Genomic DNA, 13,229 nt, shown 5'->3' on the forward strand with positions numbered 1-13,229 from the left:
CCGTGAGCCGGACCCAGTTCCTCCTGCGCAGGATCGGCCAGTCGCTGCTGGTGATCGCGCTGACCTACGTCTTCGTCTTCTACGTCCTGTTCCTGCTGCCGGGCGACCCGATCGAAAGCCGGATCGTCAACCCGCAGAACCCCATCCCCGCCGAGCAGGCCGCCGCGATCCTGGCCTACTACAACCTGGACCGCAATGGGCTGGAACAGTTCTGGATCTCCGTGACACGGCTGTTCCAGGGGGACCTCGGCTTTTCGCTGGGTACCGGCCGGCCGGTGGCCGAGCTGATCCGCGACGGCTTCGCCGAGACCCTCACCCTGGCCGGACTGGCGCTGGTGTTCGCGCTGGCGTTCGCGGTGGCCATCGCGGCCACCGCGGTCCTGGCGCCCTGGCGCTGGGCCCGCGGGCTGGCCGACAAGCTGCCCGTCGTTGCCCTGGCCACGCCCGGCTTCCTGGTGGGCCTGGTGCTGCTGCAGGTCTTCGCCTACCAGCTGAGCTGGTTCTCGTCGATCCGTGACGAGGGCTTCAAGTCCCTCATCCTGCCCGCCCTGACCCTGGCGGTGGGCGTGAGCGCCCCGATCGCGCAGGTCCTCATCCAGGGCCTGCGCCAGGCCTACGGCGAACCGTTCGTCACCGTCCTGCGCGCCAAGGGCGTTCCCGAGTCCCGCATCTTTGGCGGCCACGCGCTGAAAAACGCGTCCATCCCGGCCCTCACCCTCTTCGGCCTGACCGTCGGGGAACTGCTCGCCGGGTCCGTCATCGCCGAAGCCGTGTTCAACCGCTCCGGGCTGGGTTTCGTCACCGAGCAGGCCGTGCGCGCCCAGGACGGCCCCGTGGTCCAGGCGGTGGTCATGCTCGTCGCGATCATCTTCACCCTGGTCAACCTCCTGACCGACCTGCTCTACCCGGTCATCGACAAGCGGATCGCCGCGAAGACCCTCGGTTCGGGAACGGGATCCCGCACGCCCGCCGCCGACCTCGACACCCGCCAGGAGGTGCTCACGCCATGAGCCAGCCCACCCTCACCCAGGCTCCCGCCGTCGGAAACGCCACCGGCCCCGAACGGGGCACGACGCCGGCCGTCCGCCCCCGGCGCCCGGGGCGCCCGCTCGTGGCCCTGGCCCGCCGGCTGGGCGCGGCCGACTGGATCGCCGTCGGATTCCTTGGGATCCTGCTTTTGGCCATCGCCGCCCCCGGCCTGCTCGCGGCCTACGACCCGCTGGAAGTCTCGCCCGGAAACACGCTCCAGGCACCCAGCCTCGCCCACCCGTTCGGCACCGACTACCTGGGACGCGACGCCCTCTCCCGGGTCATCCACGGAACGGGGCGGACCATCGGCGCGTCGCTGGTCGCCGTCGCGATCGGGCTCGGCGCCGGCTCCCTACTGGGGCTCGTGGCCGCCTACTTCGGCCGGTGGGTGGACGGGGTCGTCAGCCGCATCGTCGACGTGCTGCTGTCCATCCCGGGGCTGCTGCTCTCGATGGTGATCGTCGTCGCGCTGGGCTTCGGGACGCTGAACGCGGCCATCGCCGTCGGCATCGCCTCCGTGGCCACGTTCACCCGCCTCATGCGTTCGGAGGTGCTGACCGTACGGAACCTGCCGTTCGTCGAGTCGGCCCACCACATAGGGGCCGGCTCGAAGACGGTGCTGTTCAGGCACGTCCTGCCGAACTCGTACTCGGCGGTGCTGTCAATGACGGCCCTGCAGTTCGGGCACTCGATCCTGTGGATCGCCGCGCTGAGCTTCCTGGGCTACGGCGCCCCGCCGCCGCAGCCGGAATGGGGCCTGCTGGTGGCCGAGGGGCGCGAATACATCGTGTCCTCGCCGTGGCTGACCGTCCTGCCCGGCATCGTCATCGTCCTCACCGTCCTCTCCATCAGCCGCGTCAGCGCACTGTTCCGCACGAACCAGGAGACGAAGAAATGACACTCCTCATGGGAAACCCGGCTCCCTCCACCGCGCAGGACGCGGCCCCCGCGGCCCTGGAGATCCGCGGGCTGCGGATCGCCTACGGCCACGGAGCCCACCGGACCGACGTCGTCCACGGGGTGGACCTGGACCTGCGCCGCGGCGAAACCCTTGCCCTCGTCGGTCAGTCCGGTTCGGGGAAGTCCACCATCGCCCAGGCCGCCGGCGGCCTGTTGCCCCCCAACGGACACATCGTGGCCGGAACCGTCCGGGTGGCCGGGACGGAGGTCACCGGCTTCAGCCGCCGGGACTGGCGTTCGCTGCGCGGCACCGGCATCGGCTACATCCCCCAGGACCCGCTCAGCTCGCTGGATCCGCTGCAGAGCATCGGGCACCAGGTGGACCAGGCGCTGCTCCTGCACACGGACGCCACCCGCCGCACCGTGCGGGCCCGCACGGTCGAGCTGCTGGGGCACGTCGGGATCCGGGAGCCGGAACGCCGGGCGGAATCCCACCCGCACGAGCTTTCCGGAGGCCAGCTGCAGCGCGTGCTCATTGCGATCGCCATCGCGGGCCGGCCGCAACTGCTCATCGCGGACGAACCGACGTCGGCGCTCGACGTCACGGTGCAGCAGACCATCCTGGACCTGCTGGGGGAGCTGCAGCGCGAGCTGGGCTCCGCGATCCTGTTCATCACGCACGACCTTGCGCTCGCCGGGGACCGCAGCGACCGCATTGCCGTGCTGAACCATGGCGAACTGGTGGATTCGGGCCCCACGGACCGGGTGCTGTCCGACCCCGCCGACGAGTACACCCGGCGGCTTTTCGCCGACGTGCCCGCAACCTCCCCGGACAAGTACCGCCGGCGGCTGGACGCCGCGGCCGCGGCGGACCGGCCTGTGGCCATCGCTGTCGAACACCTGGTGAAGCACTACGGCGACCCGCGGCAGCAGGGCGGGCGCCCGCCCGCGGTCAACGACGTCAGTTTCACTGTCCGGCGCGGTTCCACCCATGCGCTGGTTGGCGAGTCCGGCTCCGGCAAGACCACGATCGCGCGCGTCATCGCCGGACTGGAACCGTTCACCTCCGGCACCGTGAGCGTCGACGGAAGGACGCTGGAGCGCCAGCCCCGGCACACCAACCCCTACGCCCGCCAACTGCAGCTGGTCTACCAGAACCCCCTCTCGGCGCTGGACCCCAAGTTCAGCATCCGGCGCAGCATCGAGGAACCCCTCAGGCTGCACGGCGGCGCCCCGGAAGGCGGCTCGGCAGAAGGCGGCTCGGCGGCTGCCCGCGCCCGGCGCGTCAAGGAGGTCCTGGACCGCGTGGCCTTGCCGGAAAGCGTGCTGGAGCGCAGGCCCCGCGAGGTCTCCGGCGGGCAGCGCCAGCGTGTGGCGATCGCGCGGTCCCTGGTCCTGGCCCCGGAAATCCTGGTCCTGGACGAACCCACCTCCGCGCTCGACGTGACGGTGCAGGCCCGCATCATCGAACTGCTCTTCGAGCTGCGCGAGGACCAGGACCTCACCTACCTGTTCATTTCCCACGACCTGAGCCTGGTGCGCCAGATCGCCGACGAGGTCTCCGTGCTGGAGCACGGCCGGCTGGTGGAGAGCGGCCCCGTCGGGCAGGTCTTCGACGACAGTCCGAACGACTACACCCGGCGGCTGATCAGTTCCATCCCCGGGCGGCGGTCCGGGAGGGTGCTGCTGCCCGGCGCGTGAGCCCGGGCCCCACCACCGCCCAACCCGACACCCCCGAAAGGACCCTCCGTGGCCATCGAACCCAAGAAGCTCATCGTCAACCTCTTCGAGATGGCCTGCGTCAGCCACATCACCCACGGCCTGTGGGTGCTTGAGGGCAACAACCGGCACCGCACCGCGGAGCTGGAGTACTGGACCGAACTGGCCCAGGTGGCCGAGGGAGCCGGCTTCGACGCGATCTTCCTGGCCGACGTCGTCGGAGCCTACGACGTCTTCCGGGATGGCCCGGAGACCGCGATCCGCGAAGGGCTGCAGATCCCGAACTTCGACCCGCTGACCGTGGTCCCGGCCATGGCCGCCGTGACCAAGCACGTCGGGTTCGGCGCCACGTTCTCCACCAGCTACGAGCCCCCCTTCGCGTTCGCCCGCCGGGCCGCCACGCTGGACCACCTGACCAAGGGCCGCTTCGGCTGGAACATCGTCACCTCCTACCTGCCCAACGCGGCACGGAACTTCGGCCTGGCCGAGGAGATCCCGCACGACACCCGCTACGCGATCGCCGACGAGTACCTGAACGTGCTCTACAAGCTGTGGGAGGGCTCTTGGGACGACGGCGCGATCGTCGAGGACCGGGCCGCCAAGGTCTATTCGGACCCCGCCGCGATCCGCTACATCAACCACTCCGGGGAGCACTACTCCGTGGCCGGTCCGCACCTGGTGGCACCCTCGCTCCAGCGCACCCCGGTGCTGTTCCAGGCCACCGGCTCCCCGGCGGGCATCGCGTTCGCCGGCAAGCACGCGGAGGTGGTGTTCACCGGCGGCCGCACCGCGGCGGACTTCCGCGCCAACGCGGCGGCGATGCGGCGGGCCGCGGAGGGCCAGGGCCGCGACGGCGGGGACATCAAGTGCATCGTCCAGGCCGGCGTCGTGGTGGGCCGCACCGACGACGAGGTCGCCCGGAAGCTGGCGCTGTACCGGGAACACTCCTCGGTGGAGGGCATCCTGGCCCACGCGGGCTTCGCGATCGACCCGACGGCCTACCCGCCGGAAACCCCGGTGCACGAGATCCTGGTGCGCGAGGGCAAGGCGGACACCCCGTTCGCGGCGACCATCGCCCCCGGCACGACGGCGGGCCAGCTGCTGGAGCGGGTCCGCAAGGGCCGCTCCGAGCGCTACTTCGTGGCCGGAACGCCCGGCGTGGTGGCCGACGAGATCGAACGCTGGCTGGACGAGGACGGGATCGACGGGATCAACCTGCGCCAGTACCACTCCTTCGGCACCGCCCGGGACTTCGGCGAACTGGTGGTCCCGGAACTGCGCCGCCGCGGCCGGCTGCGCGAGGGCTACGTCCCGGAGGAGACGCTGCGCGAGCGCATCTACGGGCCGGGCAAGGCCCGGCTGCCGCAGTCCCACTACGGTGCCCGGTACCGCGGCGGGGCGCACCTTGACGCGGACGACGCCGGGGGCCGACTCCCTGCGGAGCCCGCCCCGGCGTCGGCCGGGCTGAAGGCTTGGGTGTAGCGACGGAGCGCTAGAGGGACGCGGAGACCTTCCAGAGGTCGATGTCGGTGTCCCCGGCCGTGATCGCGTCGATGCGCCCCAGTTCCTCCGCGGTGAACTCCGTGTTGCCGAGGGCGCCGAGGTTCTCGTCGAGCTGGGCCGTGGAGGAGACGCCGGCCAGGACGGAGGTGACCCCGCCGTCGCGCAGCAGCCAGGCGATGGCCAGCTGCGCGAGGGTCTGGCCGCGCTCGGCCGCGACCTTGTTCAGGGCCCGGGCCTTGGCGATGTTCTCCTCGGTGACGTGCCCGGCCAGGGAGCCCCGGCCACCGCTGGGCACTGCGCTGCTGTCCGCGAGGTACTTGTTGGTCAGCAGGCCCTGCGCCAGCGGCGTGAAGGCGATCGAGCCCAGGCCCTGCTCGTCGAGGGTGTCCAGCAGGCCGTCCTCCACCCAACGGTTGAACAGGGAATAGGCGGGCTGGTGGATGGCCAGCGGGGTGCCCAGGTCCTTGGCGATGCGGGCCGCCTCCCGCGTGCGTTCGGCGGAGTAGGAGGAGATGCCCACGTAGAGGGCCTTGCCCTGGCGGACCAGGGTGTCCAGCGCCCCGATGGTTTCCTCCAGCGGGGTGTCCGGGTCCACCCGGTGGGAGTAGAAGATGTCCACGTACTCCAGGCCCAGCCGGGTGAGCGACTCCTCGGCGGAGGCGATCAGGTACTTGCGCGAGCCGAGGTTGCCGTGGGGTCCGGGCCACTGGTCCCAGCCGGCCTTGGAGGAGACGATGAGTTCGTTGCGGTAGGGCCGGAAGTCGGTGCGGAGCATGCGGCCGAAGTTCTCTTCGGCGGAGCCGTAGGGCGGGCCGTAGTTGTTGGCCAGGTCGAAGTGGGTGATGCCGCGGTCGAAGGCGTGGCGCAGGATCTCCCGCTGGGTGCCATAGGGGCGGTTGTCGCCGAAGTTCCACCACAGGCCCAGGCTGATCGGGGGCAGCAGCAGGCCGCTGTTTCCCACCCGGCGGTAGCCGGTGGAATCGTACCGGTCCTCGGCCGCCACGTACGGCCGGTGGGATTCGGGCACGCGGGGGAATCGGACTTCCTGAATCGGTGTGGGCATGCTGTTCGGTGAGGACATGGTGGCCTTCCGTGGGAGATGGGCGGGGGCGGGTGATGGGGCGGGGGCGACGCCGAACCGCCGCCCCCCATTCTTCCCGTTCACCCGGCGCCGGCCGAGGCCGTGCAAAGGGAAGACATGGGGAAACAGGGGGACAGGGGCCAGCGACACGGGCCGGCGTTATGTTGCGGGGACATGAGGCTCCGGCGAGCGCCTGCCGGCGGCATTCTGCGCGTTCCCGGCGTCCTGGAGGCCGGATGTGACGCGGGATGACTCGCCTAACCCCGCGTGACGAAACGTGACGGAGGTTCTGGGACGTTTCGCGTCCTCCCGTGACGCCCGGCGTCGTCCCGCGATCCAGTGTGACGCCGCGGATGGGGCGCCCGGGACCCGGTTGCTTAGATATAAGACATCACCATCAAGAGCGGCCGAGAGACCTGGTTCAACGACGCCGCAGCAACGACGCCCCTTGGGGGCCGTGCGTGCTCCCGCCAGGACCGATGGGCTTGCTCCTGAAGGCCCTCCGTCGCGGCCCCGTGCCGCGATCGAGGGGTGCAGTGGCGCGTCCATCACGCCCCACCATGCCAGACCCAGCACCCCAAGCAAGCACCCCACACAAGCACCCCAAACAAGGACGCCTCACCGTGAATCAGCAGCTTTCCGCCCCCACCCTCGCCCGCCGTAACCGCCGTGGAGCACTGGCCAAGGCCGCCGTCGTTATGACCGCAGGGGTCCTGCTGGTCACCGGATGCTCGCTCAAGGACCCGGGCACCGGTGCCGCGTCCTCCACCGCCGCGGCGCAGGAGACGGCCGCCGCCATCACCGATGTGCCCAGCCTCGAGGGCAAGACGGTGGGCATCGCGGCCAAGGACATCGTGCACGACTTCAGCCGCAAGGTCTACGAGGAGCTGCAGGCCCGCGTCAAGGAGCTCGGCGGCACCGTCGTGGCCACCCAGGCCGAGGCCAAGGACGACAAGCACGTGGCCGACGTCGAAAACCTGATCGCGCAGAAGCCCGACGCGATCGTCGTGATCCTGGGCGACGCGCAGACCCTGACCCCGGCGCTGAAGAAGGTCGACGAGGCCGGGATTCCGCTGTTCACGGTCGACTTCCAGTCCGAGTACTCCAAGAACAACGTCACCAGCGACAACTGGACGATCGGCTCGACCCTGGGCCGTACCCTCGCCGAGGACATCGGGGGCAAGGGCAAGGTGCTGGTCTTCAACGGCTTCCCGGGGGTCACCCCCTGCCGCATCCGCTACAACGAGCTGAAGCTGGTGCTTGAGGACTACCCGCAGATCGAACTGATCACCCCGGAACTGCAGGACAAGTACGAGGGCACCATTGAGGACGCCCGCCGCCAGATCGAGGACAACCTGCGCCGCCTGCCCGAGGGCGAGGTCGACGCGATCTGGTCCTGCTGGGACATGCCGCAGATCGGTGCCGCCCAGGCGATCGACGCCGCGGGCCGCGACGACGTCAAGGTCTACGGCGTGGACGCCGAGCCCGGCGCGCTCGACCTGATCGCCGATCCGGACAGCGCCTACCAGTTCACGGTCGCCCAGCAGACCACCGCGATGGCCGACCGTTCCGCCGACAACGTGGCGCTGTTCCTGGGCGGAAAGGCCGACCAGGTGACCACGACCAGCTACCTCGAGCCGGTGTTCGTCACCAAGGAGAACGTGGAACAGGTGCGCCGTGACCTCGGCATCTAAGACCCCGGAGGCCACCTCGGCGGGCGCGCAGGCCGCATCCGCGCCGGAACTGCTGCACCTGGACGGCATCACCAAGTCCTTCGGTGCGGCCACGGTGCTGCACGCGGTGGAGCTGAGCGTCCAGCCGGGGGAGATCGTTGGACTCGTGGGCGAAAACGGCGCCGGCAAGTCGACGCTGATCAAGGTGCTCACCGGGTTCCACACCGCCGAGGCGGGGCAGATCCGGATCGACGGGCAGCCCGTGCAGATCAGCCGTCCGGCCGACGCCGAACGCCTCGGCATCCGGGTCATCCACCAGGACCAGCACCTGGCCGGACGGCTGACCGTGGCCGAACAGCTGTATCTGGGCACGCCGGCCGCGCGCGGGGCTTCCCGCCGCGCGCTGGAGGCCCGGGCGGCGGCCGACATCGAGCGGGCCACCGGGCAGCGGCTTGATCCCCGCGTGCTGATCGATGACCTCACCGTGGCCCAGCAGCAGCTGATCCAGCTCACCCGTGCCGTGCTGGCCGAGCCCCGGCTCCTGGTGCTGGACGAGCCGACCGCGCCGCTGGCCGCCGCCGAGGTGCAGCAGTTGTTCACGACGCTGCGCACGCTGCGGGAGCGCGGGGTGGGGATCATCTACATCTCCCACTACCTGCAGGAACTCGAACAGATCGCCACCCGCGCGGTGGTGCTGCGCAACGGACGCAACGCCGGGGAGGTGGCGCTGGGCGAACACGCCGACCACGGCGCGCTCGAGCGTGTGGTCGAGCTGATGGTGGGCCGCAGCGTCGAGGAGTTCGAGCAGCGCGCATCCCGCACCGCCCGGCCCGGCGAACCCCTGCTGCGGCTGCGCGAACTGGCCGTCCCCGGGCACCTGGCCCCGCTGAGCCTGGAGGTCGGCGCCGGGGAGATCGTGGGAATCACCGGCCTGGTCGGTTCCGGGGTGGAGGTGCTGGCCGACGCCATCGCCGGGCGCCGCCCGCACGAGGGCCAGACCCTCGCCGCCGGGCGCCGCTACCGCGGGGCCGTCGGCTTCGTGGCCCGCGGAGGCGCCTACGTGCCGGCCAACCGGCGGCGCGACGGGCTCCTGGTCAACGCATCCCTGCGCGAGAACCTGTCCCTGGCCTCCCTGCGGTCCATCAGCACCCGTCTCGGGTTGTTGCGCCGGGGCGCCGAGCGGCGGCAGGCCGACGAACTGATCACCCGTTTGGACGTGCGCCCCGCCGATGCCACCGCGATCGCCTCGCGGCTCTCCGGCGGCAACCAGCAGAAGGTCGTGCTGGGCCGCTGGCTGGCCGCCAAGGCGCGCATCTTCGTGCTGGACCAGCCCACCAGCGGTGTCGACGTGGGCAGCCGCTCGCAGATCTACCAGCAGATCAACCGGCTCGTCGACGAGGGCGCCGCGGTGCTGCTGATCACCGTCGACCTGGAGGAACTGGTGGGACTGGCCGACCGGACCGTGGTGCTCTACCGCGGCGAACGCGTGGCCGAACTGGCGCGCGAGGACACCACCGTGGACGCGGTGCTCGGCTACGCCTCGGGCGCCAGCCGCACCACCACAACGCAGGAGGCAGCATGAGCACCACCGCTCCCGAGCAGGTGCCGGCCGCGGCCGCCGCACCGACCCCCGCCGGTGCCCGGCCCCGGTCGATCCGCACCACCGGGTGGACCAGCTACGCCGGCTACGGCGTCGTGGTGCTGGTGCTCGCCCTGTTCGCCGTGGTCTCCCCGGTGTTCACGGACCCGGCCAACATAGCCTCCATCATCAACCAGGCGACGGTCACGGCCATCGCCGGGATGGGCCTGGCCGTGGTGATCATCGTCGGGGGCGACGACGTCGTCGAGGGAGGCATCGACCTCTCCGTCGGAGCCACCGCGGCCGTGGCCGGGTCGGTGACCGCGGTGCTCACCACCGCCGGGGTGCCCCCGGTGCTGGCGATCCTCGCCGCGCTCGGCACCACGCTGCTGATCGGTACGGTCAACGGCGTCGCCGTGGGCCTGGGACTGCGCCCGCTGCTGGCCACCCTCGCCACCATGGGCATCGCCACCTCGTTGGACCTGGTGATCAGCCAGAACATGAAGATCGCCCTCGACGGGCAGACCTTCACCTGGCTGCGCGACGCCAGCGGACTCGGCGTCTCCGGCGCCGTGGTGGTGCTGCTGGTGGTGGCCGCGGCCCTGATCTGGGTCTTCCACCGCACCCGCTTGGGCGTGAACGCCTACGCCGTGGGACAGAATCCGACCGCCGCGCGCGTGGCCGGACTGAATCCCGGACGCTACCGCTTCGCCAGCTACCTGATCTCCTCGGGGCTCGCCGGCGTCGCCGGCATCCTGCTGGCCTCCCGCCTCTCGGCGGCCGTGCCCGGGATCGGCACCCAGATCCTGCTGGACATCATCCTGGTCGCCTACATGTCCACGGTCTTCTCCCGCCGCCTGGTCATCACGATCGGCGGGACGCTGCTGGCCGCCCTGTTCGTGACCGCGCTGTCCAACGGCATGACGCTGGCCGGCATTGCCAGCCAGTGGGTCGGAGCCGTCAAGGGCGCGCTGATCCTGGCCGTGCTCACCGTCGTCGTCCTTCGATCCAAGGCAGGAAACCGATGAGCAACTCACCCGCGGAAGCACCCGTGAACGCGCCCGTGAACCCCGCCGCCACGACGGCCCCGGCCCACGCTGCCCCAACTCCGGGGACCACGGTTCAGGGGATATCAGCTCAGGGGACACCGGCTCAGGGGACCCCCGAACCGGGACGCGACAGGGCGTCCCGACGCCGCGGCGTCCTTGGCCGCTTGGATGCCCGCCAGCTCGTGGCCCCGCTGGCCCTGGCCGCGATCCTGCTCGTCTTCACCCTGCTCAGCGACCAGTTCCTGCGCGCGGACAACCTGGCGGCGGTGCTGAACCAAAGCGCGCTGCTGGCGCTCGCCGCCGTCGCCATGACGCTGGTCGTCCGCGCCGGAGGCATCGACCTGTCCCTGGGCGTGGCGATCGACCTGGCGGCCCTGGCCGCCGCGGCGCTGATCGCCGACGGCTACTACGCCTGGGTCGCGATCGCGGCCGGTCTGGGGTTCGGCGCCCTGGTGGGCCTGGTCAACGCGCTGCTGATCGTGGGCCTGCGCATCCCGCCGTTCCTGGCCACCCTCAGCGTCTGGTTCGTGGGCACCAGCGTGCAGCAGCTGCTCACCGGCGGCGGCGCCCCCATCTACCTCTCCGGCCCGCGGGTGCCCGAGGAGTTCGCGTTCCTCGGCGGGAGCGGGCTGATCGTCGGCATCCCGGTGGCCATCGTCGCCGCGCTGGCGGTCGCCGTCCTCGGATGGGCCCTGCTGGAGACCACCCGCTTCGGGCGCGCGCTGACCGCGGCCGGGGAACAGCCCCGCGCGGCCGCGATCGCCGGGCGGCGCGTCTCGGCGCTGACGTTCAGCGCCTACGTGATCGCCTCCCTGCTGGCCGCCGTCGCCGGCGTCCTGCTGGCGGCCCGCACCAACGGGTTCGTCCCGGCCAGCGGGCAGCTGTACGTGCTGGACGCGATCGGAGCCGTCTTCATCGGCGCAACGCTCAGCCGCATCGGGCGGCCCAGCGTGCCCGGAACCCTGGTGGGGGTGCTGATCTTCGCGCTGCTGGCCAACGGGATGAACCTGATCGGGCTCTCCTTCTTCTGGCAGGGGCTGGGCCGCGGCGTGGCGCTGCTGCTGATCCTGCTCGCCGGCGTCGTGCTCTCCCGCGAGGGCGGCGGCGGTCCGCTGCGCCGCCTGCTGGCCTCCGCGCGCCGCTAGCGGCGCCGCCGGGCGGGGCGGTTCGCCCCGCCCGGCATCCGGCCACCTCATCCAGTCACCCCACTCCGCCCGCAGCATGCCTTCCCGGAAAGGATCCCCGTGGCACAGCGCATCAGCCTCAACGCCTTCGACATGACCACGCCCACCCACCAGAGCCCCGGGCTGTGGCGCCACCCGGACAACCGGGCGGACACCTACAACACCCTCGAGTACTGGACCGACCTGGCCCAGATCCTGGAGCGCGGCACCTTCGACGCGCTGTTCCTCGCGGATGTCCTGGGCATCTACGACGTCTACCGGAACTCCTCCGCCCCGGCGCTGCTGGATGCGGACCAGGTGCCGCTGAACGACCCCTTCATGCAGATCTCCGCCATGGCCGCCGTGACCAAGAACCTCGGCTTCGCGGTCACCAGCGCGCTGACCTACGAGCTGCCCTACGCCCTGGCGCGCAAGTTCTCCTCGCTGGACCACCTCACCCGCGGACGCGTCGGATGGAACGTCGTCACCAGCTACCTGGAATCCGCCGCCCGCAACCTGGGCATGACCCGCCAGCTGGACCACGACGCCCGCTACGACCTGGCCGACGAGTTCATGGAGGTCGTCTACAAGCTCTGGGAGGGGTCCTGGGATGAGGGCGCCGTGGTCAAGGACCGCGAGCGCGGCGTCTACACCGACCCGGCCAAGGTGCACCCGATCAACCACCACGGACGGTACTTCGACGTGCCGGGCATCCACCTCTCCGAGCCGTCCGCGCAGCGCACCCCGGCGATCTTCCAGGCCGGCGCGTCCCCGCGCGGCCGGGCCTTCGGGGGCAAGCACGCCGAGGGGATCTTCCTGAACTCGATCCGCCCCGAGATAACCCGCAAGGCCACGGACGCGACCCGCGACGAGCTGGAGGCCGCCGGCCGTCCGCGCGACGCCGCCAAGTTCTATGCGCTCGTCACCGCCGTCGTCGCCGACTCCGACGCCGAGGCCGAAAAGCTGCACCGCGAGTACCTGTCCTACTCCTCCCGCGAGGGCGCCCTGACCTTCTACGGCGGATGGTCCGGCCTGGACCTCTCCAAGTACGCCAGCGAAGAGGAGCTGAAGTACCTGGACACCAACGCCGCCCGCTCGGCGCTGTCCATCTTCACCACGGCGGACCCGGGGCGTTCGTGGACCCCGAATTCGATCGCCGACTACCTCGGCATCGGCGGCATCGGACCGGTGCTCGTCGGGTCCCCGGAGACGGTCGCCGACGAGATCGAACGCTGGGTCGACGTCGCGGGCCTGGACGGGATCAACCTCGCCTACGCCATTTCGCCGGGCTCCTTCGAGCAGTTCACCGACCTTGTGGTTCCCGAACTGCGCAAGCGCGGCCGCGTCTGGGACAAGTACCAAGGCTCCACGCTCCGCGAGTACCTCGCGGGCGAGGGCAACAGCCGCGTCAGCGATACCCACCCGGCCGCCGCCTACCGGGGCGCCTTCGCCGGCGGCCCCAGCGCCACGGACGCCCAGGCGACCGACACCCCCGAGGCCATCCTCGCCCAGGGCTGACCACGCCCCACCCCC

At 71.1% G+C, this 13,229-nt stretch carries 10 protein-coding genes; 9 read left to right on the top strand and 1 reads right to left on the bottom strand.

Annotated features, from left to right (window positions below):
* The first annotated feature begins 2 nt into the window (after positions 1–2).
* Genes ABD912_RS01700 through ABD912_RS01715 form a run of 4 tightly spaced genes read left to right on the top strand, consistent with a single transcriptional unit; the run spans position 3 to position 5,130 of the window.
* A complete protein-coding gene (locus tag ABD912_RS01700; RefSeq protein WP_345147990.1) occupies positions 3–1,010 on the top strand; it encodes an ABC transporter permease in 1,008 nt (335 codons plus the stop codon).
* Positions 1,007–1,927 carry an ABC transporter permease gene (locus ABD912_RS01705; RefSeq protein ID WP_345147991.1) on the top strand — a complete coding sequence of 307 codons (921 nt, stop codon included), beginning with the start codon at positions 1,007–1,009 and terminating at the stop codon, positions 1,925–1,927. The genes ABD912_RS01700 and ABD912_RS01705 overlap by 4 nt, the downstream gene beginning before the upstream one ends.
* On the top strand, positions 1,924–3,630 hold the full coding sequence (nikE, locus tag ABD912_RS01710; RefSeq protein ID WP_345147994.1) for an ABC transporter ATP-binding protein: 1,707 nt from the start codon (positions 1,924–1,926) through the stop codon (positions 3,628–3,630). Before ABD912_RS01705 ends, nikE begins: the two co-directional genes overlap by 4 nt.
* A 48-nt stretch (positions 3,631–3,678) precedes the next feature.
* Complete coding sequence (locus ABD912_RS01715; RefSeq protein ID WP_345147996.1) at positions 3,679–5,130, top strand: NtaA/DmoA family FMN-dependent monooxygenase; 1,452 nt, start codon at positions 3,679–3,681, stop codon at positions 5,128–5,130.
* A gap of 10 nt (positions 5,131–5,140) precedes the next feature.
* On the opposite strand, the gene ABD912_RS01720 is transcribed toward ABD912_RS01715, so the two are convergent.
* Positions 5,141–6,214, bottom strand: a complete 1,074-nt coding sequence (locus tag ABD912_RS01720) for an aldo/keto reductase (RefSeq protein ID WP_345148239.1) — start codon at positions 6,212–6,214, stop codon at positions 5,141–5,143.
* A 641-nt stretch (positions 6,215–6,855) separates the two neighbouring features.
* Here ABD912_RS01720 and ABD912_RS01725 point away from each other — a divergent pair.
* From ABD912_RS01725 to ABD912_RS01745, 5 genes are all read left to right on the top strand, one after another.
* Positions 6,856–7,926, top strand: coding sequence for a substrate-binding domain-containing protein (locus tag ABD912_RS01725; protein WP_345147997.1), 1,071 nt, complete (start codon positions 6,856–6,858; stop codon positions 7,924–7,926).
* Positions 7,910–9,487 (top strand): sugar ABC transporter ATP-binding protein, encoded by a 1,578-nt coding sequence (locus ABD912_RS01730; RefSeq protein WP_345147998.1) that lies wholly within the window; start codon positions 7,910–7,912, stop codon positions 9,485–9,487. Before ABD912_RS01725 ends, ABD912_RS01730 begins: the two co-directional genes overlap by 17 nt.
* Entirely contained in the window at positions 9,484–10,512 is a 1,029-nt protein-coding gene (locus tag ABD912_RS01735) for an ABC transporter permease (RefSeq protein ID WP_345147999.1), read from the top strand. Before ABD912_RS01730 ends, ABD912_RS01735 begins: the two co-directional genes overlap by 4 nt.
* Positions 10,509–11,678: an ABC transporter permease gene (locus ABD912_RS01740; protein ID WP_345148000.1), complete on the top strand. Its 1,170-nt coding sequence runs from the start codon at positions 10,509–10,511 to the stop codon at positions 11,676–11,678. Before ABD912_RS01735 ends, ABD912_RS01740 begins: the two co-directional genes overlap by 4 nt.
* 99 nt (positions 11,679–11,777) lie before the next feature.
* Complete coding sequence (locus ABD912_RS01745) at positions 11,778–13,214, top strand: LLM class flavin-dependent oxidoreductase (RefSeq protein ID WP_345148001.1); 1,437 nt, start codon at positions 11,778–11,780, stop codon at positions 13,212–13,214.
* The last annotated feature ends 15 nt before the right edge of the window (positions 13,215–13,229 follow it).

The sequence above is a fragment of the Arthrobacter ginkgonis genome, from assembly GCF_039540195.1.
Taxonomy (GTDB): Bacteria; Actinomycetota; Actinomycetes; order Actinomycetales; family Micrococcaceae; genus Zafaria; species Zafaria ginkgonis.

Bases quoted from the DNA above. Each gene is read 5' to 3' on its own strand.
- ABD912_RS01705 (WP_345147991.1), top strand. From the start codon at position 1,007: ATGAGCCAGCCCACCCTCACCCAGGCTCCCGCCGTCGGAAACGCCACC.
- nikE (WP_345147994.1), top strand. From the start codon at position 1,924: ATGACACTCCTCATGGGAAACCCGGCTCCCTCCACCGCGCAGGACGCG.
- ABD912_RS01720 (WP_345148239.1), bottom strand. From the start codon at position 6,214: ATGCCCACACCGATTCAGGAAGTCCGATTCCCCCGCGTGCCCGAATCC.
- ABD912_RS01735 (WP_345147999.1), top strand. From the start codon at position 9,484: ATGAGCACCACCGCTCCCGAGCAGGTGCCGGCCGCGGCCGCCGCACCG.
- ABD912_RS01740 (WP_345148000.1), top strand. From the start codon at position 10,509: ATGAGCAACTCACCCGCGGAAGCACCCGTGAACGCGCCCGTGAACCCC.